Raw genomic sequence first — 21,444 nt, forward strand, 5'->3', positions numbered from 1 at the left:
TTACGGTTTGAGGATGAGCTTGCCTGAGGCACCGCGGCCGAGCACGCGCTTCAGCACGGCGGCGGCGTCGGCCAGCGGATACGTGCCTTCGATCACTGGCCGCACCTTGCCGGAGAGATACCAGCCGACAAGCTCCTTCATGTTGTCGGCATAGACGCGCGGCTCCTTGGCGGTGAACGCGCCCCAGAACACGCCGACCACCGAAAAGCCCTTGACCAGCGCCAGATTGACGGGGAATTGCGGGATGGTGCCGGAGGCAAAGCCGATGACCAGCAGCCGGCCGTTCCACGCCATCGAGCGGGCGAGCACGTCGAAGGTTGCGCCGCCGACCGGATCGAAGCCGACATCGACGCCCTTGCCGCCGGTGACCTCTTTCAGCGCCTCTTTGAGATTGTCGTAGCCGAGCGCGATGTCGGCGCCGGCTTCGGCGGCAATGCGGCGTTTTTCCTCCGACGAGGCGACGCCGATGACGCGCGCGCCAAGCGCCTTGCCGATCTGGATTGCGGCGATGCCGGTGGCGCCGGCCGCGCCGAGCACGCAGAGCGTCTCGCCTTCTTTCAACACGCCGCGCTGCTTCAGCGCATAATGCGAGGTGCCGTAACCGGCCAGCAGCGCGCAGGCGTCAGCGGCGGGCATATCGGGCGGCAGCGGCATGACCAACGGTTCGGCGGCAGCCACCCGCTCGGCATAGCTGCCATGGGTCGAGAGCGCGGCAACGCGGTCACCGATCTTGACCGATTTAACCCCCGGCCCGATCGCGATCACCCGTCCCGCGACCTCCATGCCGGGCACGAAAGGCAGCGGCGGCTTCATCTGATAGAGGCCCTGGACGAGCAGGCCGTCGGGATAATTCACGCCGATCGCCTCGGCCTCGATAACGACCGTGTTGCCCTTGGCCTCCGGCTCCGGCCAATCGCCATAGACGAGCTGGTCGAGCGGCGCGAAATCGCGGGCGATGATGGCTTTCATGCGCTCAGACCTTTTCCTGCGTGTACTTCCTGAGCTCGGTGCGCGCCACTTGCCGGCGGTGCACGGCGTCCGGCCCGTCGGCAAGGCGCAGGGTTCTGAGATGCGTCCACGAGCGCGCCAGCGGCGTGTCCTGGCTGATGCCTTGCGCGCCGAACATCTGCACGGCTTCGTCGGTGACCTTGAGCGCGACGCGCGGTGCGATGACCTTGATCTGGCTGATCCAGGGGGCGGCGGCGCGCGCATCGCCCTGGTCGATCATCCACGCCGCCTTGAGGCAGAGCAGCCGCGCCATCTCGATCTCCATCCGGCATTCGGCGATGATGTCGAAATTGGCGCCGAGTTTTGCCAAAGGCTGGCCGAAGGCTTCGCGGCGGACGGAGCGCTGGCAGAGCAGCTCCAGCGCCATTTCGGCCTGGCCGATGGCGCGCATGCAGTGATGGATGCGGCCGGGGCCGAGCCTGCCTTGCGCGATCTCGAAGCCCCTGCCCTCGCCCAGGATCAGGTTTCCCGCCGGCACCGTCACATTGTCGAAGCGGAGATGCATATGGCCATGCGGCGCGTCATCGTCGCCATAGACCTGCATCGGCCGAAGCTTGGTCACCCCCTTGGTGTCGGACGGCACCAGGATCATCGAATGACGGCGGTGCTGCGGCTCGCTTTCGCCGCCTGTGCGAACCATGACGACATAGATGGCGCAGCGCGGATCGCCGGCGCCCGACGCCCACCATTTCTCGCCGTTGAGCACATAGTCGTCGCCTCGCCGCTCGCAGCGCATGGCGATGTTGGTGGCGTCGGACGAGGCGACATCCGGCTCGGTCATCAGATAGGCCGAGCGGATTTTTCCTTCGAGCAGCGGCTCCAGCCATGCCTTCTTGTGATCGTCCGAGCCGTAGCGCTCCAGCACCTCCATATTGCCGGTGTCGGGCGCCGAGCAGTTGAAGGTCTCGGCGCCGAGATGCGCCTTGCCCATCTCCTCGGCTAGATAGGCATATTCGACCGTCGAGAGCCCATAGCCGCGCTCCGAGCCGGTCAGCCAGAAATTCCACAGGCCGCGCTCTTGGGCCTTATTCTTCAGCCCTTCGAGGATCTCGGTCTGCCGTGGCGTATAGACCCAGCGGTCGCCGCCTTTGCCGACCTCGCCCAGAAACTCATGGTCGAGCGGCATGATTTCGTCGCGCACCATGGCGGCGACGCGGGCGTGGATCGGCTTCAGCCGCTCGGTCATGCCGAGATTCATGTCGCTCATCGTGTGTTCTCCTCAGCCGCACCCAGACCACGCGCCGCGAATGCGACGACCTCGCCGACAATTGCCTCGATATCGCCGTCCGTCTCTGTCGGACGCGGCGTGTACCAGAACAGCGGCGAGTTCAGCGTCAGGAACATCAACTGTTCGGCAATGCCGATCGTATCGAAGCGCATGTCGCCTTCGTCGCGCGCAGCTGCAATCGCCTCGCGGAAAATGCGGCCGTAAGCGTCGCGCGACTGCATCAGCCGGGTGAATTCCTCGCGCTGTTCCGGCGTGGTCGCGCCGCGCAGATAAAGCTCGACGCCTTCCCAGACGACGCGCTGGAACGGCTTGGTGCGGATCATCTGGCCGCAATGGATGGCCGCCATCTTGCGCCAGCGTCCAATCGCCGGGCCAGGCTGCGCGCGCACCTGCTCTATTGCGGCGAAATTCATGTCCATGCCGGCGCGGAACACGTCGGCGAACAGATCGGCCTTGGAAGGGTAATGGTGGTAGATGCGGCCCTTGGTCGAGCCAAGGCTGCGCGCGACATCGTCGATGGAACTCGCCGTATATCCGCGCTGCATGAAACAGATGGCGGCGGCGCGCAATATGTCCGCGCGCGGGCGATCGAGCAGTGGAATTTCGACGCCGAGCATCGGATTTCGCCTTCCGCCTGCTTTCCGCAATGCTATGCGGGAATTGAGGCCTTTACGACTGGCCAAAAGTTGAACATACTACCGGGTATGTTGTCAATGCGGCAACCGCCCAAAGAGGCGAAGTACCGCGGGGAGGATCGATGAGCTATCTCGACGAGCTGTTCTCAGTTGCCGGCAAGACCGCGCTGGTGACCGGAGCCGCAACCGGCATCGGCCGCATGGTTGCGACGGCTTTGGTCCGGGCTGGCGCCACCGTGATGATCGCCTCGCGCAAAGGCGAGGATTGCATCAAGGTCGCCGAGGAGTTGAACGAACTCGGCGCCTCCGGCCATGCCGCAGGTTTCGCTGGTGACGTGTCGAGCGAAGCAGGCATTGCCGCCCTGGTCGCCGAGGTCAAGGCGCGGACCGAGCGGCTGCACATACTGGTCAACAATGCCGGCATATCCTGGGGCGCCTCGCTGGAGGATTTCCCCTACAACGGCTGGGCCAAGGTGTTCGCCGTCAACGTCACCGCCGTCTTCCATCTGACGCGCGAATTGCTGCCGCTGCTGGAAGCCGCCGCCAGCGATGCCGATCCGGCCCGCGTCATCAATCTGGGCTCGGTGATGGGCACGCAGCCGCTGGCCGACGATGCCTATTCCTACACCGCGTCCAAGGGCGCCGTTCACCATCTGACGCGCACGCTGGCGATCGAGCTCGCGGCGCGGCTCATCACCGTCAACGCCTTCGCCCCCGGCCCCTTCCAGAGCCGCATGACCGCCTTTGCCACCGGCACCGAGGAAAAGGCCAAACATGTCGGCAGCCATGTCCCCATCGGCCGTATCGGCGTGGCGGATGACATTGGCGGCGCAACGCTCTATTTGTGCAGCCGTGCCGGTTCCTATGTCACCGGCGCCATCCTGCCGATCGACGGCGGGCAGTCGGTGCAGCATGGGCTGACATTGTTCAAGGAATGAGCCGCGGCCGGCGGCAAGGGGAGAACATCGCAGTGGAACCGATCAGTCTCGATGTGCTTTTGGCCAGCGTCGGCAAGGAAGTCGGCGTCTCACCCTGGCGCGTGGTCACGCAGACCATGATCGACCAGTTCGCCGACGCCACCGACGACCATCAGTTCATCCATTGCGATCCCGAGCGTGCCAGGCTGGAGACGCCGTTCGGCGGCACCATCGCGCATGGCTTCCTGTCGCTGTCGCTGCTCTCGGCAATGACCTTCGAGACCATGCCGCCGCTGGAAAAGAGCAAGATGGGCGTCAATCACGGTTTCGATTCGCTGCGCTTCCTTGCCCCTGTGAAGACCGGCGCGCGCATCCGCACCCGTTTCGTGCTGGCCGACGTCAAGGTCCGGCCGTCGGGTTGGGTGCAGACGGCGCATGACGTGACCATCGAGATCGAAGGCTCGAAAAAGCCGGCGCTGACCGCGCGCTGGCTGACGCTGACGCTGATCGAGCGTGAGCCGGAGACCGCATGAGCGGCGACGCCAACGCGATCGATCAGGCAGCACTTGCGCCCTATCTCGAGGCGCACATCCCGGGTTTTGCCGGGCTTTCCGCAATCGAAAAATTCAAATCCGGCCAGTCGAACCCGACCTATTTGCTGACAGCTACCAGCGGCCGTTACGTTCTGCGCGCCAAGCCGCCGGGCCAGTTGCTGAAATCGGCACACCAGGTCGACCGCGAATTCACCGTCATGAAGGCGCTTGCCGGCACCGCTGTGCCGGTGCCCAGGATGCTGCATCTGTCGGGCGAGGACTCGCCGATCGGCCGCATGTTCTATGTCATGGACTTCCTCGACGGCCGCATCTTCTGGGATCCGGCTGTGCCGGAAGCCAGTGGCAATGACGAGCGCGCCGCCCTCTACGACGCCATGAACGCCACGCTGGCAGCACTCCACGATGTCGATGTCGAGCCCGTCGGGCTCGGCGATTTCGGCCGGCCCGGCAATTACTTCGAACGCCAACTGGCCCGCTGGACCAGCCAGTATCGCGCCTCGGAGACCGGCACTGTGGCCGACATGGACCGGCTGATCGCCTGGCTGGAGACGCATATGCCGGCCGATGACGGCCGGATATCCCTCGTGCATGGCGACTACCGGCTGGACAATATGATTTTCGCGCCCGGTGAGCCAAAGGTGATCGCGGTGCTCGACTGGGAACTATCGACACTTGGCCACCCCTTCGCCGACATCGCCTATCAGTGCATGCAATGGCGCCTGCCGCACGCTTCGGGCTTTCGCGGCCTTGGCGGCATCGACCGCGCCGCGCTCGGCCTGCCCTCGGAGGAAGCCTATGTCGCGGCGTATTGCCGGCGGCGCGGGCTGGAAGGCATCGATATCTGGAGCTTCTTCCTCGCCTTCTCCTTCTTCCGTTTGGCGGCCATCTGCCAGGGTGTCTACAAACGCGCGCTCGACGGCAACGCCTCCAATCCCGAAAAGGCCAAGACCTATGGCGAGGCGGTGAAGCTGCTGTCGCATCTTGCCGGAAAACTGATCGACCGAACCTGAATCGACAAGGAGACACGATGGGCCGTTTTGACGGAGCGACCGTGCTGATATCAGGTGCCGCCGGCGGCCTCGGCCGCAGTGCCGCGAAAGGTTTTGCCGCCGAAGGCGCCCGCCTGGTGTTGTCCGATATCGATGAAAAGGCGCTGGCCGAGCTTGCCGGCTCGCTACATTCCGAGACCGCTATCCTCGCCGGTAACATCGTGGACGAGAAACTGTCCGAGGATCTGGTGAAACTGGCGGCGGACAAATTCGGCCGGCTGGATATCGCCATCAACAATGCCGGCATCGTCCAGAGTTTCGTGCGCCTGCCGCAAGTGGCCTCCGACGAGGCGCGCCGCGTGCTGGAAATCGACCTGCTCGGCGTCTTCTATGCCATGAAGCACCAGATCCCGCAGATGGAGCGGCAGTTCAAGGCTACGGCCAGGGGCGGCGCCATCGTCAACATCGCCTCCGTTGCCGGGCTGGTCGGCGCGCCGAAACTGTCGGTCTATGCCGCCGCCAAGCATGGTGTCGTCGGGCTGACCAAATCGGCGGCGGCCGAATACGCCACCAAGGGCATTCGCATCAATGCCGTCTGCCCGGCGCACACCCGCACAGCCATGGTCGACGGCTTCGTGCGCATGTTCGGCGCGCCGGAGGCCGAGGCGCTGGCTGAGCTGACGCGCGGCGTGCCGATGAAACGGGTGGCCGAAGTTGACGAGGTCGTGACAGCCATCCTGTTTGCCGCTGACCCCGCCAATTCCTTCATGACCGGCCATACACTGGCCGTGGATGGCGGCGTCGGCGCGATTTGATAGCCCCGATTTGGTAACCCCCCGATTTGGTAACCATGCCGGTGGGGAACCTACGGCGCCCTTGTCCGTTTCCGTACAGCGTATATAATTTAGCCAACACCCACCACATGAAGGCAGACTCACGTGCCGCTGAGCGTCCAGAAACGCCGCGAAAAACAAAAGGCCGAACTGCGTTCCGAGCTGCTCGACGCAGCCCACAAGCTCGTCAAGGAAGAGGGCTATGAAGGCCTGACCATCCGCAAGCTGGCCAACCGGGTCGGCTATGCCCCGATGTCGGTCTATTCCTACTTCGCCGACAAGCAGGACATTTTGTTTGCGCTGGCCGAGGATGCGTTCGAAACACTTGCCCGCAACATCGAGGCGCACCCCTCCGACGACCCGATCGAGGCGCTGAAGGCAGTGATGACCGAATATGCCGCCTTCGGCCTCGGCAACCCCAACGAATACCGCACCGTCTTCATGACCGAGAAGACCAAGCTGCCGGAGGGCAGAAGCTATGAGGACATGGAAGAGGGCAACCCGGCGATGAAAGCGCTGATCTCTAGGGTCGAGGCCTGCGTCGCCGCAGGCAAATTGCACGGCGATGCGCGTGCCATCGCCACCATGTTGTGGGCGGTCGGCCACGGCACCATCTCGTTGCTCATTACCTTTCCGTTCTACCCCTTTGGCGATCCGGAGGCTTTCGTGAGGCGGATGTGCGATTCCACCCTTGCCTCGCTCACCACGCAGGACGTGCCACCGCTGACCAAGTTCCCGGTCAACTGCTGACCCCCTGGGTCTCCCCCGCCGCTCCAATTGAACGTTCGGCCTGACAGCTTCGGCTGTGTCAGCACGCCGCAATTTTCGATGTTCAAAAAAAAGTCGTACATGTACGTTTTCTGACTTGAAAACCCGTTTCCTCGGACGTATCTGTACGTTGTATCGTACATGTACGAAAGCAATTTAACCGACGGAGACTGACATGAGCAAGACCCTTCTCGCCCTCGCCGCCGTGCTGGTGCTTTCCGGTTCGGCTTTCGCCGCTGGCGACAACCATTCGGCCAAGCAGGCCCCGGCTGCCACCTGCGTCGACACCAAGACCCATGCCAAGCTCGATTGCGGCGTGACCGGCTCGGTCGAAAAGTCCGACGTCAAGGCCAAGGGCCCGCGCCTCGGCATCGAGATCGACCCGTGGATCGTGCCGAGCACGTTCTAAGTTGATTAAGCTCGACTACCGAACAGCACAACAATTGAGGGCGGCAGGATAATCCCGGCCGCCCGTTTTTCCCTCAGCGCAGGCCGGCTTTCCTGAGTTCAAGCCTGGGCGTAGCGAAGAGGCTATTTCTTCCGCGGTTTGCGTCCCGGCACCGTCTTGGCCTTGCCCGGTCTTGCCGGCGCACCGGAAATGGACGTTGCGGTGATCGACACCGGGTCGCTGGCCGGGAACGTGTCCTCGAGACCTTCCTCGAGCTCCTCTTCGGCACTCGCCGCGTGACGCTGCTCATGTTCGAGCGAGCGCACGGCGGACGTCTTGCCAGCTGACTTCGGCGGCGCTTTCGACGGCATCGTATTTTCTCCCTGATGAGAGAAGCAGAACGAGCCTGCGCGTCAAACGTTCCTACGCCGCCGCGTCGCTGGCTGCTTCCGACAGGAAAGTAAAGACATAGTCGGAGAAGGAACGCCAGCACTCGACCCGAAAGGCGTCGTCGGCCGTGCGCAGCAGCACGATCTCGCATTTGCCGAGAATGGTGCGCGACGCCGCCCCAACCGGAAACGCCTCGAGCGATAGGTCCTGCGGGCAGCCGGCATTGATCGCGGCAGCGGCCGCCGGGCCGGTGACGGCGAAAGCGACGTTGCGGTGCGAGATGCCGACTGCCGAATGCAGCGCGGTCACCTTGGCGCAGTCGGCCAAAAGATCCTTGCCAGCCTCGTCGATCACAAACCATTCATCCGGCCCGAGCCACAACGCCGTGCGGCCAGCCTTCGACGCCGACGTCTTCGGACTCTTCGGCAAGGCCAGCCCGAGCGCCTTCGACAGCGCGGCAACCGAAGCCTCCGGCGCGCGCAGCGACATGCGCTCCGCTGGCGGCAGCACCTCGACCTTGACGTTCTTCGCCGACACGCTGCGGCCGGCCTGTGCCGGGCGGCGCTCGGCCGACGATGCACTGGTTTTCACAGCAGCCTTAGCCATTGAGACGCCCTCCTGTCTCGTCGAAGAACACCATGCCGGTAACCTCCACTTCGATCACCCCGTTCGGCATCGGCACATAGAGCGTCTCGCCCATCCTGTCGCGCCCGCCAGCGACCAGCCCCAGCGCGATCGAGCGGCCGCAATTCTCCGACCAGTAGCTCGACGTCACGTGACCGATCATCTTCATCGGGATCGCCTGCTTCGGATCGGCGACGATCTGCGCGCCTTCCTCCAGAACCACTTTCGGGTCCTTGGTCTTGAGGCCGACCAGCTGCTTGCGGCCCTTGGCGACAAGGTCAGGCCGCGTCAGGCCACGGATGCCAACGAAGTCGGCCTTCTTCTTGCCGACCGCCCATTCGAGCCCGGCATCGTTGGGCGTCACTGTGCCGTCCGTGTCCTGGCCGACGATGATGTAGCCCTTCTCGGCGCGCAGCACGTGCATGGCCTCGGTACCGTAGGCGGCAGCACCATGCTTCTGGCCTTCGGCCCACAGCGCTTCCCAGACGGCCTGGCCGTAGTCGGCCGGCACGTTGACCTCGAAGCCGCGCTCGCCGGTGAACGACATGCGGAACAGCCTTGTCGGCACACCGCAGATCTTGCCTTCGCGCACCGACATATGCGGCAGCGCCTCGTCCGACATATCGATGCCTTCGACCAAGGGCGCGATGATGTCGCGCGACTTCGGCCCCTGCACCGCGATCACCGCCCACTGTTCGGTGATCGAGGTCAGCCAGACATTGAGATGCGGGAACTCGGTCTGGAGATAATCCTCCATGTGGTTCATGACGCGCGGCGCACCACCTGTCGTCGTCGTCACATGGAAGCGATCGGGCGCCAGCCGGCCGACGACGCCGTCATCATAGATAAAACCGTCCTCGCGCAGCATGATGCCATAGCGGCAGCGGCCGGGTTCCAGCTTCTCCCACGGATTGGTGTAGAGCAGCTCCATGAACTTGGCCGCGTCCGGCCCGACCACTTCGATCTTGCCCAGCGTCGAGGCGTCGAACAGGCCGGCATTGCTGCGCACCGCGACGCATTCGCGGTCGACCGCTTTATGCATATCCTCGCCCGTCTTGGGGAAATACCAGGCACGCTTCCACTGGCCGACATCCTCGAACACCGCGCCCTGCGCTTCGGCCCAGGGATGGATTGCCGTCTTTCGTGTCGGATCGAACAACGGTCCGCGCGAATGGCTGACGATCGCGCCGAAGGTGACCGGCGTATAGGGCGCGCGGAAGGTGGTCAGGCCGACTTCGGGGATCGGTTTGCCAAGCGTCTCGGCGGCAATCGCCAGGCCGTGCATGTTGGACGTCTTGCCCTGGTCGGTCGCCATGCCGTTGGTGGTGAAGCGCTTGACGTGCTCGATGGAGCGCATGCCCTCATGCACCGCCTGGCGGATGTCCTTGGCGGTGACGTCGTTCTGGAAATCGACGAAGGCCTTGACCGTCTTGTCCGGTCCCGCGCCAGGCGCCGCGCCCAGCATGCCGCGCGACCAGCTTTCCGATGCATCGACCTTGGGCTTCGTGCCCTTGGCTGCCTTGGCGCCGGCATCCTTCGCCGCCTGGGCGCCGGCCGCATAGGCCTCGTCGATCGACGCCGCCAGCCCGTCCGTGCCGTTGCAGGCGCCGACCGAGACGCAGTCCTGCGCATAAATTCCGGGCACGAAGCGCTTGGTCTCGTCGTTGAAGGCGACCTTGCCGCGCGACTGCGAGAACAGATGCACCGACGGCGTCCAGCCGGCCGACATCAGGATCGCGTCGACCGGAATGGTGCGCTCGCCGCCGCCATTCTTCGGCTGCACGGTCATCGACGTCACGCGCAGCTTGCCGCCGGCGCGGATTACCGCGCGGCCGAAATTGACCTCGATGTCGAGCGCCCTCGCCTCGTCGATCACCGGTCCGGTCGGATGGTCGCGCAGATCGACGATCGCCGCGATATTGACACCCGCCTTCTTCAGGTCGATCGCCGCCGCATAAGCCGAGTCATTGGCGGTGTAGACACCGACATTTTTGCCGACAGCAACGCCATAGTGATTGAGATAGATGCGCGCCGCCGAGGCCAGCATGATGCCGGGACGGTCATTGTCGGCAAACACCATGTGGCGCTCGATCGAGCCTGTCGCCAGCACCACACGCTTGGCGCGGACCTGCCACAGCCGCTCGCGCGGCAGATCGTGGCCGGGGCTTTGCAGATGGTCGCTGACGCGCTCGACCAGGCCGACGAAATTCTGCGCGTAATAGCCGAAGGCCGTGGTGCGGGAGAGCACACGGACATTGTCCATGGCCTTGAGCTTCACGATCGCGTCCTGCGCCCAGGCATAACCGTCCTGGCCATCGATCTTCGCGCCGGTCTCGAAGCGCAGGCTGCCGCCGAAATCCGCTTGCTCGTCGGCGAGGATGACACGCGCGCCGGTTTCAGCCGCAGCCAAGGCTGCCGCAATGCCGGCCGCACCGCCGCCCAGCACCAGCACGTCGCAATGCGCATAGCGTGACGAATAGTGGTCGGGATCGGGCTTGTCAGGCGAAACGCCAAGACCCGCCGCGGCGCGGATCTTCGGCTCGTACAGGCTCTTCCACGCCGCTTTTGGCCACATGAAGGTCTTGTAGTAGAAGCCGGCGGAGAATAGCGGCGATGCAATGTCGTTGACCGCGCCGACGTCGAAGGCAAGCGAGGGCCAGCGGTTCTGCGAGCTGGCGACGAGCCCGTCATAGAGCTCCTGCACGGTGGCGCGGATGTTCGGCGCCTTGCGCGCATCGTCACGCTTGATCTCCACCAGCGCATTGGGCTCTTCGGCGCCTGCCGACAGGAAGCCGCGCGGACGGTGGTATTTGAACGAGCGGCCGACGAGATGGACGCCATTGGCCAGCAGCGCCGAAGCCAGCGTGTCGCCCTCGATGCCGGTATAGGATTGACCGTCGAAGGAGAACCGCGCGGTCTTGGCCTGGCTCAGCCGGCCGGCGCGGGGAATACGGAACGCGCCGCTCATTTCACAACTCCCGGCAGCTTGGACGGCTTCGGCTCGCCGGCTTTGTAGGTCATGACGAACTTGTCGGTGACGGTGTCGCGCACCGCGTTGAAGAAACGCGCGCAGCCATGAATGTGGCGCCAGCGCTCATAAATGATGCCCTTGGGGTTCGAGCGGATGAAGAAGAACTTTTCGAAGTCGTCGTCGCTCTCGCCGGCCATGTTGGCCGAACGCGCAATATGCGCCTCGCCGGCGTTGCGGAATTCGAGCTCCGGACGCTCTTCCTCGCAATAGGGGCAGCGGATCAACAGCATGTTTTTCCCTTCAACGGACCACCGCAGCAGCTGCTGACAAGCATTCGACAAGGCCGATCGACACCGGGATGACCCAGTTGCCCGGCTGATACGGAGTTTGGCTTACAAATCAATTTCCGCCCCGTTCCTTCAGTATAACCTTTGGATTGTCGATGATAAGAAACACAAAGCGATATAAATCCCAAGTGTACATGTATCTGTATCTGGGACTATCAAACATTCCCGCCAGATACATCATTGTTCCCGCCCTTGGCATTATGCCGAACCACACTAGCGAGATAAAAGTCGGAAACACTATAAATGGCATTGCTGCCTGCAGAACGCTTTGAAAAGCCGAATTGTCATGGCCAGAAAAGGAAATCAGGCCATTGATTCCAGCTGCCGCAAAAAATGTCGCGACCCCGGCCGCCCCCGCCTTGAGAAAGAAACCATTTTGCTTTCGGGTCATGTCGACCACAGCCTAGTGCGCCACCGCCGCCGCAGCTGCCTCGTCGATGAGGCGGCCGGTGCGGAAGCGCTCGATGGTGAAGGGCGCGTTGATCGGGTGCGGATCGTCCTTGGCAATGGTGTGGGCAAAGACATGGCCCGAGCCGGGCGTCGCCTTGAAGCCGCCCGTGCCCCAGCCGCAATTGATGTAAAGGCCTGATACCGGCGTCTTGGCCAGGATCGGCGAGCGGTCGGGCGTCACGTCGACAATGCCGCCCCAGGAACGCAGCATCTTCATGCGGGTGAAAATCGGGAACATCTCACAGATCGCGTCGAGCGTATGCTGCAAGATGTGCAGGCCGCCGGTCTGCGAATAGGAGACATACTGGTCGGTGCCGGCGCCGATTACCAGTTCGCCCTTGTCGGACTGCGAGATGTAGGCGTGCACCGTGTTCGACATCACCACGCAGGGCACCACCGGCTTGACTGGTTCCGACACCAGTGCCTGCAGCGGATAGCTTTCCAGTGGCATCCGCACGCCGGCCATGTTCATGATGACGGAGGAATGGCCGGCGGCAACCACGCCGACCTTCTTGGCGCCGATGAAGCCGCGTGTCGTGTCGACGCCCATGACCGCGCCATTGGCCGCGCGCTTGACGCCGGTGACCTCGCAATTCTGGATGATGTGGACACCGCGCGCCGAAGCGCCGCGCGCATAGCCCCAGGCCACCGCGTCATGGCGCGCCGTGCCGCCGCGCCGCTGCAAGGCAGCACCGACCACTGGATAGCGCGCCTGCTTGGAAATGTTGAGCGGCGGGCAGAATTCCTTCGCCTGTTCAGGCGTCAGCCATTCATTGTCGATGCCGTTGAGACGATTGGCATGGACATGGCGCTTCAGCACCTGGATGTCGTGCACATTGTGCGCCAGCATCATGACGCCGCGCGCCGAATACATGACGTTGTAGTTGAGCTCCTGGCTGAGCCCATCCCACAGCTTCAGCGCATGGTCGTAAATGCCAGCGCTCTCGTCATAGAGGTAGTTGGAACGGATGATGGTGGTGTTGCGGCCGGTGTTGCCGCCGCCGAGCCAGCCCTTTTCCAGCACCGCGACATTGGTGATGCCGTGCACCGTGGCGAGATAGTACGCGGTGGCCAGGCCATGGCCGCCGGCGCCGACGATGATGACGTCGTATTCCTTCTTCGGCTCCGGCGAGGACCATTGTTCCTCCCAGCCCTTGTGGCCGCGCATGGCCTCGCGGGCGATGGCGAATACCGAATATTTTTTCAACGTTCCAGCCTCGCAAATGGCGGCAGGGCGTTCACTCGGCCCCGGCGCGCGAGGTGTATCACTAGCGAAACCGCGCTTCCACCCTTGCGCTGTTTGCGACGGCGCTTGCCGTTTTGCGCCGTGGCGAAAAAGACCTGTCCGGGCTGGCAGCCATGGCTGCGTTCGGCCACACTGGCGATCGCGCGACTCTGGAGGACGGATATGGGCAACGCCTGGTGGAATCTGACGTTGCGCTTCCTGCTGGAACTTGCCGCTTTGCTTGGCCTGGGCATTGCCGGCTGGAGCCTCTCCGGCGGATGGTGGCGCTGGCTCCTCGCTCTGGCCTTGCCGTTCATTGCAGCTGTGCTGTGGGGAACCTTCGCGGTGCGCGACGACCCAAGCCGGTCCGGACGCGCGCCGGTGCCTGTGCCGGGCGCAATGCGGCTGGTGCTTGAACTGGTGATCCTGTTTGGCGGTGCAGCCGGATTCTATGCCGCCGGTCACACGGCCACGGGCGTCGTCATGACGCTGCTCATCGCCATCAGCTACGCATTTTCGCTCGACCGCCTCGGCTGGTTGTTGAAGCAATAGTCCGGGCGGTCTGTACCGCCATCATCCAATTCGGCAAGCCGAACAATGCGCACGTATCGGGTGGCTCATGCCGCCTCGATTTGCGACCAAGCATCCGAACGCCGGCAAGGCTGGCGCAGCGAAGAAAAGGATGCAGAAAATGTTCGCACTCACCAACAAGGTCGCCATCGTCACCGGCGCAAGTTCCGGTATCGGCCGCGCCACCGCAAAGCTCTTTGCCGAGGAAGGCGCCAGGGTCGTCGTCGCCGCCCGCCGTCAGGCCGAGCTCGAGGCGCTGGTGGCCGAAATCGAGGACGCCGACGGCACGGCTGTCGCGCTTGCCGGCGATGTCCGCGACGAGGCTTATGCCAAGGCCCTTGTCGAACTGGCGGTCGGAAAATTCGGCGGGCTCGACATCGCCTTCAACAATGCCGGCTCGGTCGGCCAGACGGGTCCGGTCTCGGAACTGTCGCTGGAGGGATGGCGCGAGACGCTCGACGCCAATTTGACCGGCGCCTTCCTCGGCGCCAAATATCAGCTGCCGGCCATGGTCGAGCGTGGCGGCGGCTCGCTGATCTTCACCTCGACCTTCGTCGGCCACACCGTCGGCATGCCCGGCATGACTGGCTATGGCGCCAGCAAGGCCGGGCTGATCGGCCTGACGAAGGTGCTGGCCGCCGAATATGGCGCAAGGGGCGTGCGGGTCAACGCGCTGATACCGGGCGGCACCGACACGCCGGCAAGCATCACCAACGCACCGGGTGCCGGTCCCGAGGTGCTGGCTTTCGTCGAAGGCCTGCACGCGCTGAAGCGCATGGCGCAACCGCAAGAAATCGCCCGCGCGGCGCTCTTTCTGGCTTCGGATGCGTCGAGCTTCACCACCGGATCGGCGCTGTTTGCCGATGGCGGCGTCTCGATCACCCGGACGTGAAGCATTTCGCGGTCATTGCCCGCGCCGATCAGTCATAGAGCTCGAAACCGGACTTGCTTTTTCCACACGATTTGGCGATTCGGTTTCGAGTGAGACTCCTGTTCGAGGACGGACATGCTGCTGATCAGAACCTATGTCGCCCAGAGCGCAATCGAAGGCGTCGGCGTGTTCGCCGCCGAGCCTATCAGGAAAGGCGCCCCGATCTGGCGGCTCGACCTGGATTTCGACCGGCTGATCCCGATGGACAAATACGAGGCGGCACCCCCGCATCTCAGGGAACTGCTCGACCGTTACGCCTATCCAAGCCCGGACCGCCCCGGTTTCATGGTCTATGAGGTCGACAATGGCCGCTTCATGAACCATGCCGAGCGTCCGAACACCGATTTTTCGCAATATGGCGGCGCCACCGCCACCCGCGACATATCAGCCGGCGAGGAAATCACCTGCGACTACGGCGAATTCTTCGAGGATTTCGCCCGGCTTCATCTGGCCAGCGCCTAGTTGGCGCCCTATCTCGGGGCGACCATGGCAAATTGGCGGTTGTCCTTCATTTCGAGTGTGGACAGCGCGGCCTGATTCTGCTATCAGCCGCCACAATTCGTGGTGTAAATCGCTGCGGAGGCATGTGGCTATGGCCGCTTGCCTGTTGATATCAAACCCGAAAGACAGGATTGCCCGTGCAGGTACTCGTCCGCGACAATAACGTTGATCAGGCGCTTCGCGCTCTCAAGAAGAAGATGCAGCGCGAAGGCATTTTCCGCGAAATGAAGATGCGCGGCCATTACGAGAAGCCTTCCGAGAAGCGCGCCCGTGAAAAGGCCGAAGCCGTTCGCCGCGCCCGCAAGCTGGCCCGCAAGCGCGCCCAGCGCGAAGGCCTGCTGCCGATGACCCCGCGCCCGGTCGCTGCTGGCGCCGCCGGTGGTCCTGGTGGTGCTCCGCGCCCGCCGCGGTTCTGACGCCAATTTTTCGTCCTTTTCAAAGGATACTCTGAGGTGGCGCGATGCGGAATCGCCGCCACCTTTTTGTTTAGAGCGCCGCCTTTTTGTTAGAAGGCGTTCCCTTGAACGCGCAAACGACGCTCTAGATTTTGTTACGACAATCTGTGACCCGGCCCGGAGGGGGACCTGGACCGAGCGACGCGGCTGAAGTGAGGACAGGGCAGACATGAACGCAATCAGCGTAGAGCGCAGAACCCCAATGCGCGGTTTGGCCCTGACGGCAGCCCTGATCTCCGGCCTGTTGCTTGCCAGCTGCCAGAGCGTCCCGACCGGTGAATTCAACAACATCGACAAGGCGCAAGGCTCGACCGAGAACATCTCCTCGCTGTCGGCGGTGATCCAGCGCAATCCGCAGGATCCGGAAGGCTACAATGTGCGCGGCTCCGCCTATGGCCGTGGCGGCCAGTACCAGGCGGCGCTGAAGGATTTCGACACCGCCATCCAGCTCAATCCGAATTTCTACCAGGCCTATTCGAACCGGGCGCTGATCCAGCGCTTCCTCGGCAACCAGGCGGCCGCCCTTGCCGACTACAACCGCTCGATCCAGATCAATTCGAACTACGACGCCGCCTATATCGGCCGCGGCAACCTCTATCGCAAGGCCGGCCAGACCCAGCAGGCCTTCAACGATTTCCAGAAGGCGATCCAGCTCGACACGACCGATGCCCGCGCCTACCACAATCGCGGCCTGATCTATCAGAGCCAGGGCCAGCACAAGTTTGCCATCGAGGATTTCTCGACCGCCATCTCGCTGGCGCCTGATGCCGCCGAACCGTATAACGGCCGCGGCCTCTCCTATCTCGCCATGAACGACGAGGACAACGCTTTCGCCGACTTCAACATGGCCATCAAGCTCGACGGCAAGAACGCCGAAGCCTGGGCCAATCAGGCGCTGATCTACGAGCGCCGCGGCGACAAGGTAAAGGCGTCGAAAGCCTACCGCGAAGCCGTCCATCTCGACCCGACCTACCAGCCGGCCAAGGATGGCTTGTCGCGCACGTCGAGCGCCACCGCCGGCTGATTCTAGCCGGTTGGCCGCGCGAGTCGTCGCCGGCAACGTTTTATCCGACAGTATTCCCTTCCCTGTGCAGGCCGCCGCAAAGCGGCCCGCGCAGCAAAATCGCAATCTTTGCGTGCCAGGATGGAAGCCGAGAATCGACAAGGTCGGCATCATCGGAACCGCAGCGCGATGGACGAGAACGAACTCCAGGTCCAGCAACACATCACCTGGCTCGAAACAGCCTCTCCCGACGATTGGCACCGGGCGGTGCTCGACTTCAACTGGGATTGGGACATCGACCCGCTGTTCTGGATCGCGCGCCAGCCGCAATGCGACAAGGCCACGGCGTTGACCATGTTCTGGCTCGGGCAGCCGGCCTATTATCTCATCCTGGCCGCGGAGAACGGCGGAACGGATGGTTCCCAGGAGCCGGTCTGGGAGATGCTGAAGTTCATTGCCCAGCGCATCAATGCCAATGGCTATGTCAGGTCTCAAATCGCCTACGCCGTGGATGATCTCGTCGAGCAGGATTTTGACGAGCTGGTCGAGAAAGCCGCTCAGCTGGCCAATTCGCCGCTGAAACCGCATCCGGATATGCGCCGCGCCCTTCGCGGCCGGCGGATCGTCAACGACATCGACTTCTACCGGCGCTATCCCGAGGATTTCCATGGCACGGTGCTGGTCGACCTGCCGGACCCAGGCCCCCTGGACAAGGCCTGGTCGACGCTTTCTCGCCTGTGGCGCCACTGAACTCTGGCCGACACGCCATCCCCCAATCTTAACCACCGAGGGCAAAGCGTTAACCCTCGCCTTGATCGCGCCAAGTTTTCAGCGGAACGCTCCGGGCCATTCAACCGTTGTTGAAGGCAATTTTCGAAAAGGACTGACCCATGATCAAGAAAATCATCTGTGCCGCGGCACTCGCCGCCACCGCTCTTGCCACTCCCGTCAACGCCGGCACGCTCCGGCTGGGCACCCTCGATTGCACCATAGATGGCGGCGTCGGCTACATTGTCACGTCGAACAAGGGCGTCGCCTGCACATTCCGCCCCTATCATCATGGGCCGGCCGAGCAGTACACGGGGATGATCTCCAAGCTGGGCGTGGATGTCGGCCAGACCCATCAAGGTCAGTTGGCGTGGGCGGTTCTGGCCGCCACCCGCAGCCATGACGAGGGCGACCTTGCCGGCCACTATTACGGCGTCAATGCAGAGGCTAGCGTGGTGACCGGTGGCGGTGCCAACCTTCTGGTCGGCGGCCTCGACAGCGCCTTCATGCTGGAGCCGCTCAGCGTCCAGGCACAGACCGGCGTCAACGTGGCGGTCGCCGTGACCTCGCTGGAACTGATCCACTCGTTCAAGTAGGCATCGGCAAATAAGCACCGACTGATCCCTCTACGCGCGGCGCGGAACAGGCTACTGTTTCGCGCCGCATGCTTTTTGGGGGAACCACCGTGCTCAAGACCATCGTCGCCACCGCCATCATCGCCGCCTTTGCTGGCCAGGCCCGGGCGCAGGACCAGGGCATCGAACTCGGCGTTCTCGATTGCGCCATCGGTGGCGGCACCGGCTTCATCTTCGGCTCGAGCAAGGATCTGAGCTGCACCTTCACGCCGGCCGACAAGAGCTTTTCGCCGGAAGCCTATTTCGGCGCCGTCAACAAATACGGGCTCGATATCGGCACCACCAAGCAGACGGTCATGCAGTGGCTGGTGCTGACGCCGCTGAAGAACATCTATGCGCCGGGTGCGCTGGCCGGTGACTATATCGGCGCCAGCGCCGAAGTGACGGCGGCGGTCGGCGCCGGCGCCAATCTCCTGGTCGGCGGCTCCTCGCAGGCCTTCACGCTGCAGCCGCTCAGCCTGCAGACACAGACCGGCATCAACATCGCCATCGGCGTCAGCCAGTTCCAGCTGCGCAGCACCGAGAACTGATTTGGCACGATGAAGGCGGCACCCATCGCTTCGTCATCCACGGGCGGAGCAAGGAGCGAAGCGACGCGGCGCAGACCCGAGGATCCATGCCGTGATCTCCGCGAAGGGTACAGCAGATCAGAATTCTGCACCGTGGCAGCGCTCTGAGGCCGCGGCATGGATCCTCGGGTCTTCGCGACGCCGCTTCGCGGCTGCTCCGCCCGTGGATGACGAAGCTGCGAGGCTTTGGCATTTCGAAAAAGCCGCTTGAACTCAACCACGGTTGAGGTTTTACAAGCCTGCCCTGACTGAAACGGCGCCCATGGCCCCTCCGGAAACCCTCGCTGGCTTCTGGTGCCATGCGCCGACATAGAGATATGCAAGGCAGGGTAGGAATGATGACTGAAATCACCAGCAACAAAGTCGACTGGCGGGCATTATGGGCAAGCGGCGATCTCGCGCGCTTCTGCTTCATCAGCCTTGGCATACTGCTGCACGCCACCAACGAGACGATGGTGGCGACGGTGATGCCGGCCATGGTCGGAGACCTTGCCGGCGTGCAGTTCGTCGGCTGGTCGCTGGCGGTCTATGAGCTCGGCGCCATCGTCGCCGGCGCTGCCGCCGGGCGGCTGGTAAGCTATGTCGCACTGCGCTCCAACGTGACGGTCGCCGCTCTGCTCTATGCCGCCGGCGCGCTGATCTGCGCCACCGCGCCCTCCATGCCGGTGTTTCTTGCCGGCCGTCTGGTCGAGGGGCTCGGCGGCGGCGCGCTGGTGTCGCTGGCCTTCGTCTCGGTCGAGCGGCTGTTCGACCGCAACATCTGGCCGCAACTGTTCGGCATCATGTCGGCGATCTGGGGCGTTGCCGCTTTCAGCGGCCCGATGCTCGGCGCCATCATGGTCGAGCTGTTGTCCTGGCGCTGGGCCTTCGGCGTCTTCGTGCTTGGCGGCATCGCCATGGCATCGGCCAGTTTCATCGTGCTCAACACACCGGAAGCGACGAAACCGCAAGCCGCCGCCGACACCTCGCCGCCCTTCCCCTATGCCGCGCTTGGCTGTCTCACCATGGCCGTCGTGCTCATCGCCACCGCCGGCGTCGATGTCACCCTGCTGCGTTCGTCGCTGCTGCTTGTTCTCGGCCTCGCCGGCCTCGCGCTGTTTGTGTTCGTCGACGCCATGAAGCCACGGTCACGGCTGTTCCCATCGGGCCTGTTCTCATGGCGCTCGCCGGTCGGCAGCGGCATGACCATGGTGGCCGCCTTCTCGACGGCGACCGTCTCTTTTTCGATCTACGGGCCGCTGCTGCTCACCACGCTGCACGGCATTCCGATCCTGACCACCGGCTACATCATCGCCGCCGAATCGATCGCCTGGTCGATCCTGTCGATCGCCATCGCCAATGCGCCGCTGGAGCGCGAGAGGCAGATCCTGGTCATCGGCGCCCTGATGATCGCGGCCGGCCTCGCCGGTTTTGCCTACGCCATTCCCGAGGGATCGATCCCGCTGATCCTGCTCTGCGCTTTGTTGCAAGGCGGCGGCTTCGGCGTGTCCTGGCCCTTCCTCACCCGCATCATCGTCGCCTCGGCCCGCGACGGCGAACAGACCATCGCGTCGGCAGCCGTGCCGACCCTGCAGCGCATCGGCTACGCCGTCGGCGCCGCCATGGCCGGCATCATTGCCAACGCCAGCGGCTTCTCCGAAGGGTTGAACCGCGAGGCAGCCGCGCACGTCGCTGGCTGGCTGTACCTTGCCTTCGTGCCGCTCGGCATTGTCGGTTGCCTGGCGGCGTTGAAGATGGCCTTGGCAGCAGGCCGGCCGCAGGTGGCGGCAGGCTGACGCCACAGCTCGACATTGGCCGCGCCTGATCGGCCGCTGGGGGCCTCAAAGAGACGGAAGCACGCTGCGGATGTGATTGGCAAACGCCTCGACCGCCGGAGATCGCTCGGCGTCGGCAAAGGCGATGAGAATGCCAAGGCGCGGCAGCTGAGGCAGCGGCGCGCCCAGAATGTGCAGGTCGGCTGGCACCGCCTCCTGCGCCATCACGCTTATCGCCAGACCCGACCGCGCCACCGCGATCAAACCCGCAAGGCTGTTGCTGGCATAGGCTATCTTGTAGCGCAGTCCGGCGCGGGTCATGGCCTCGCAAGCCGCCTTGTGGTCCACGGCGTTCGACGCCGACAGCGCCAGCGGCACCGTGTCGCCGAACTCGTAGAGATCGAGCGCCGGCTTGCTGCCGACCCAGACCAGCCTTTCCGTGCGCACGACGCCTTCTGCATCGTCCGCATTTGAGACCAGCGCCAGGTCGATTTGGCGCGCGTTGAGCAATGTCCGCAATTCGACCGTCGGCGCCGACACGACCTTGATCTCGACATCGGGATACATCGTCCCGAAACTCTTCAAGAGCGCGGGAAAGAAGGCGCTCAGATAATCTTCCGGGCTGCCGAAAATGATCGAGCCGTGCAGGCCCTTCTCGGACAGCGCCGAGATCGCCTCGTCATGGATTTTGAGAATGCGCTCGGCATAGGCAAGAAAACGCTCGCCGCTGCCGGTCAGCCGCACGCCGCTGCCGCTGCGATGAAACAGGTTCTGGCCCAGCGCCTCCTCGAGCCGCTGTATCTGCATGGTCACGGCCGACTGCGTGCGCCCGACCTGTATGGCCACCGCGCTCAGCGTTCCCGAATGCGCCGCACGCACGAAGGTCGCCAGCAGCTTGAGATCGAGCGGAGCCTGCATATCAATTCCATTG

25 protein-coding genes are annotated in these 21,444 nt (G+C 63.8%); 15 read left to right on the top strand and 10 right to left on the bottom strand.

Going from position 1 to position 21,444, the window contains the following annotated elements; translation table 11 throughout:
• The 3 genes from AC1DYO_RS05715 to AC1DYO_RS05725 are packed head-to-tail and all read right to left on the bottom strand — an operon-like array spanning position 1 to position 2,853.
• Positions 1–969, bottom strand: a complete 969-nt coding sequence (locus tag AC1DYO_RS05715) for an NADPH:quinone oxidoreductase family protein (protein WP_477261133.1) — start codon at positions 967–969, stop codon at positions 1–3.
• A gap of 4 nt (positions 970–973) precedes the next feature.
• Entirely contained in the window at positions 974–2,215 is a 1,242-nt protein-coding gene (locus tag AC1DYO_RS05720; RefSeq protein ID WP_477261135.1) for an acyl-CoA dehydrogenase family protein, read from the bottom strand.
• Complete coding sequence (locus AC1DYO_RS05725) at positions 2,212–2,853, bottom strand: TetR/AcrR family transcriptional regulator (RefSeq protein ID WP_477261137.1); 642 nt, start codon at positions 2,851–2,853, stop codon at positions 2,212–2,214. Before AC1DYO_RS05725 ends, AC1DYO_RS05720 begins: the two co-directional genes overlap by 4 nt.
• A gap of 140 nt (positions 2,854–2,993) precedes the next feature.
• On the opposite strand from AC1DYO_RS05725, the gene AC1DYO_RS05730 reads away from it, so the two are divergent.
• From AC1DYO_RS05730 to AC1DYO_RS05755, 6 genes are all read left to right on the top strand, one after another.
• Positions 2,994–3,809: an SDR family oxidoreductase gene (locus AC1DYO_RS05730; RefSeq protein ID WP_477261139.1), complete on the top strand. Its 816-nt coding sequence runs from the start codon at positions 2,994–2,996 to the stop codon at positions 3,807–3,809.
• A complete protein-coding gene (locus AC1DYO_RS05735) occupies positions 3,806–4,321 on the top strand; it encodes a MaoC family dehydratase (protein WP_477261141.1) in 516 nt (171 codons plus the stop codon). The genes AC1DYO_RS05730 and AC1DYO_RS05735 overlap by 4 nt, the downstream gene beginning before the upstream one ends.
• On the top strand, positions 4,318–5,352 hold the full coding sequence (locus tag AC1DYO_RS05740; RefSeq protein ID WP_477261143.1) for a phosphotransferase family protein: 1,035 nt from the start codon (positions 4,318–4,320) through the stop codon (positions 5,350–5,352). Before AC1DYO_RS05735 ends, AC1DYO_RS05740 begins: the two co-directional genes overlap by 4 nt.
• A gap of 17 nt (positions 5,353–5,369) precedes the next feature.
• Positions 5,370–6,146 (top strand): SDR family NAD(P)-dependent oxidoreductase, encoded by a 777-nt coding sequence (locus AC1DYO_RS05745; protein WP_477261145.1) that lies wholly within the window; start codon positions 5,370–5,372, stop codon positions 6,144–6,146.
• Between the two features lie 123 nt (positions 6,147–6,269).
• Positions 6,270–6,914 (top strand): TetR/AcrR family transcriptional regulator, encoded by a 645-nt coding sequence (locus tag AC1DYO_RS05750; protein ID WP_477261147.1) that lies wholly within the window; start codon positions 6,270–6,272, stop codon positions 6,912–6,914.
• 193 nt (positions 6,915–7,107) lie between these two features.
• The gene (locus tag AC1DYO_RS05755) at positions 7,108–7,341 is read left to right on the top strand and encodes a DUF680 domain-containing protein (RefSeq protein ID WP_477261149.1); all 234 of its coding nucleotides are present in this window, start codon (positions 7,108–7,110) and stop codon (positions 7,339–7,341) included.
• 122 nt (positions 7,342–7,463) lie between these two features.
• Here the strand turns inward: AC1DYO_RS05755 and AC1DYO_RS05760 are convergent, their stop codons facing one another.
• The 6 genes from AC1DYO_RS05760 to AC1DYO_RS05785 form a co-directional block, all read right to left on the bottom strand.
• A complete protein-coding gene (locus AC1DYO_RS05760; RefSeq protein WP_477261151.1) occupies positions 7,464–7,691 on the bottom strand; it encodes a hypothetical protein in 228 nt (75 codons plus the stop codon).
• 52 nt (positions 7,692–7,743) lie between these two features.
• Positions 7,744–8,316, bottom strand: a complete 573-nt coding sequence (locus AC1DYO_RS05765) for a sarcosine oxidase subunit gamma (RefSeq protein ID WP_477261153.1) — start codon at positions 8,314–8,316, stop codon at positions 7,744–7,746.
• Positions 8,309–11,302, bottom strand: a complete 2,994-nt coding sequence (locus AC1DYO_RS05770) for a sarcosine oxidase subunit alpha (RefSeq protein ID WP_477261155.1) — start codon at positions 11,300–11,302, stop codon at positions 8,309–8,311. The genes AC1DYO_RS05765 and AC1DYO_RS05770 overlap by 8 nt, the downstream gene beginning before the upstream one ends.
• Positions 11,299–11,595: a sarcosine oxidase subunit delta gene (locus AC1DYO_RS05775; protein WP_477261157.1), complete on the bottom strand. Its 297-nt coding sequence runs from the start codon at positions 11,593–11,595 to the stop codon at positions 11,299–11,301. The genes AC1DYO_RS05770 and AC1DYO_RS05775 overlap by 4 nt, the downstream gene beginning before the upstream one ends.
• Before the next feature lie 109 nt (positions 11,596–11,704).
• Entirely contained in the window at positions 11,705–12,043 is a 339-nt protein-coding gene (locus tag AC1DYO_RS05780) for a hypothetical protein (protein WP_477261159.1), read from the bottom strand.
• A gap of 12 nt (positions 12,044–12,055) precedes the next feature.
• Positions 12,056–13,309 carry a sarcosine oxidase subunit beta gene (locus AC1DYO_RS05785; protein WP_477261161.1) on the bottom strand — a complete coding sequence of 418 codons (1,254 nt, stop codon included), beginning with the start codon at positions 13,307–13,309 and terminating at the stop codon, positions 12,056–12,058.
• A 201-nt stretch (positions 13,310–13,510) separates the two neighbouring features.
• Here AC1DYO_RS05785 and AC1DYO_RS05790 point away from each other — a divergent pair, with 201 nt between their 5' ends.
• From AC1DYO_RS05790 to AC1DYO_RS05830, 9 genes are all read left to right on the top strand, one after another.
• Complete coding sequence (locus AC1DYO_RS05790) at positions 13,511–13,879, top strand: YrdB family protein (protein ID WP_477261163.1); 369 nt, start codon at positions 13,511–13,513, stop codon at positions 13,877–13,879.
• A gap of 139 nt (positions 13,880–14,018) precedes the next feature.
• Positions 14,019–14,789, top strand: coding sequence for an SDR family oxidoreductase (locus tag AC1DYO_RS05795; protein ID WP_477261165.1), 771 nt, complete (start codon positions 14,019–14,021; stop codon positions 14,787–14,789).
• 114 nt (positions 14,790–14,903) lie between these two features.
• Positions 14,904–15,290 (top strand): SET domain-containing protein, encoded by a 387-nt coding sequence (locus AC1DYO_RS05800; RefSeq protein ID WP_477261167.1) that lies wholly within the window; start codon positions 14,904–14,906, stop codon positions 15,288–15,290.
• Between the two features lie 176 nt (positions 15,291–15,466).
• Positions 15,467–15,745, top strand: coding sequence for a 30S ribosomal protein S21 (rpsU, locus tag AC1DYO_RS05805; RefSeq protein WP_023671138.1), 279 nt, complete (start codon positions 15,467–15,469; stop codon positions 15,743–15,745).
• A gap of 208 nt (positions 15,746–15,953) precedes the next feature.
• Positions 15,954–16,808 (top strand): tetratricopeptide repeat protein, encoded by an 855-nt coding sequence (locus AC1DYO_RS05810; protein ID WP_477261169.1) that lies wholly within the window; start codon positions 15,954–15,956, stop codon positions 16,806–16,808.
• Between the two features lie 168 nt (positions 16,809–16,976).
• Positions 16,977–17,537, top strand: coding sequence for a DUF4274 domain-containing protein (locus AC1DYO_RS05815; RefSeq protein WP_477261171.1), 561 nt, complete (start codon positions 16,977–16,979; stop codon positions 17,535–17,537).
• A gap of 140 nt (positions 17,538–17,677) precedes the next feature.
• On the top strand, positions 17,678–18,151 hold the full coding sequence (locus AC1DYO_RS05820; protein ID WP_181057387.1) for a DUF992 domain-containing protein: 474 nt from the start codon (positions 17,678–17,680) through the stop codon (positions 18,149–18,151).
• 89 nt (positions 18,152–18,240) lie between these two features.
• The gene (locus tag AC1DYO_RS05825; RefSeq protein ID WP_477261174.1) at positions 18,241–18,720 is read left to right on the top strand and encodes a DUF992 domain-containing protein; all 480 of its coding nucleotides are present in this window, start codon (positions 18,241–18,243) and stop codon (positions 18,718–18,720) included.
• Positions 18,721–19,097: 377 nt separating this feature from the next.
• Positions 19,098–20,534, top strand: a complete 1,437-nt coding sequence (locus tag AC1DYO_RS05830) for an MFS transporter (protein ID WP_477261176.1) — start codon at positions 19,098–19,100, stop codon at positions 20,532–20,534.
• A 45-nt stretch (positions 20,535–20,579) separates the two neighbouring features.
• On the opposite strand, the gene AC1DYO_RS05835 is transcribed toward AC1DYO_RS05830, so the two are convergent.
• Complete coding sequence (locus AC1DYO_RS05835) at positions 20,580–21,431, bottom strand: LysR family transcriptional regulator (protein ID WP_477261178.1); 852 nt, start codon at positions 21,429–21,431, stop codon at positions 20,580–20,582.
• Between the last annotated feature and the right edge of the window lie 13 nt (positions 21,432–21,444).

The organism is Mesorhizobium sp. P2_F5 (genome assembly GCF_056403715.1).

Coding starts and splice junctions, on each gene's coding strand:
- AC1DYO_RS05830 (WP_477261176.1), top strand. CDS start 19,098: ATGACTGAAATCACCAGCAACAAAGTCGACTGGCGGGCATTATGGGCA.
- AC1DYO_RS05815 (WP_477261171.1), top strand. CDS start 16,977: ATGGACGAGAACGAACTCCAGGTCCAGCAACACATCACCTGGCTCGAA.
- AC1DYO_RS05725 (WP_477261137.1), bottom strand. CDS start 2,853: ATGCTCGGCGTCGAAATTCCACTGCTCGATCGCCCGCGCGCGGACATA.
- AC1DYO_RS05770 (WP_477261155.1), bottom strand. CDS start 11,302: ATGAGCGGCGCGTTCCGTATTCCCCGCGCCGGCCGGCTGAGCCAGGCC.
- AC1DYO_RS05730 (WP_477261139.1), top strand. CDS start 2,994: ATGAGCTATCTCGACGAGCTGTTCTCAGTTGCCGGCAAGACCGCGCTG.
- AC1DYO_RS05740 (WP_477261143.1), top strand. CDS start 4,318: ATGAGCGGCGACGCCAACGCGATCGATCAGGCAGCACTTGCGCCCTAT.
- AC1DYO_RS05775 (WP_477261157.1), bottom strand. CDS start 11,595: ATGCTGTTGATCCGCTGCCCCTATTGCGAGGAAGAGCGTCCGGAGCTC.
- AC1DYO_RS05820 (WP_181057387.1), top strand. CDS start 17,678: ATGATCAAGAAAATCATCTGTGCCGCGGCACTCGCCGCCACCGCTCTT.
- AC1DYO_RS05720 (WP_477261135.1), bottom strand. CDS start 2,215: ATGAGCGACATGAATCTCGGCATGACCGAGCGGCTGAAGCCGATCCAC.
- AC1DYO_RS05765 (WP_477261153.1), bottom strand. CDS start 8,316: ATGGCTAAGGCTGCTGTGAAAACCAGTGCATCGTCGGCCGAGCGCCGC.
- AC1DYO_RS05780 (WP_477261159.1), bottom strand. CDS start 12,043: ATGACCCGAAAGCAAAATGGTTTCTTTCTCAAGGCGGGGGCGGCCGGG.
- AC1DYO_RS05810 (WP_477261169.1), top strand. CDS start 15,954: ATGAACGCAATCAGCGTAGAGCGCAGAACCCCAATGCGCGGTTTGGCC.
- AC1DYO_RS05755 (WP_477261149.1), top strand. CDS start 7,108: ATGAGCAAGACCCTTCTCGCCCTCGCCGCCGTGCTGGTGCTTTCCGGT.
- AC1DYO_RS05715 (WP_477261133.1), bottom strand. CDS start 969: ATGAAAGCCATCATCGCCCGCGATTTCGCGCCGCTCGACCAGCTCGTC.
- AC1DYO_RS05790 (WP_477261163.1), top strand. CDS start 13,511: ATGGGCAACGCCTGGTGGAATCTGACGTTGCGCTTCCTGCTGGAACTT.
- AC1DYO_RS05760 (WP_477261151.1), bottom strand. CDS start 7,691: ATGCCGTCGAAAGCGCCGCCGAAGTCAGCTGGCAAGACGTCCGCCGTG.
- AC1DYO_RS05800 (WP_477261167.1), top strand. CDS start 14,904: ATGCTGCTGATCAGAACCTATGTCGCCCAGAGCGCAATCGAAGGCGTC.
- AC1DYO_RS05795 (WP_477261165.1), top strand. CDS start 14,019: ATGTTCGCACTCACCAACAAGGTCGCCATCGTCACCGGCGCAAGTTCC.
- AC1DYO_RS05735 (WP_477261141.1), top strand. CDS start 3,806: ATGAGCCGCGGCCGGCGGCAAGGGGAGAACATCGCAGTGGAACCGATC.
- AC1DYO_RS05745 (WP_477261145.1), top strand. CDS start 5,370: ATGGGCCGTTTTGACGGAGCGACCGTGCTGATATCAGGTGCCGCCGGC.
- AC1DYO_RS05835 (WP_477261178.1), bottom strand. CDS start 21,431: ATGCAGGCTCCGCTCGATCTCAAGCTGCTGGCGACCTTCGTGCGTGCG.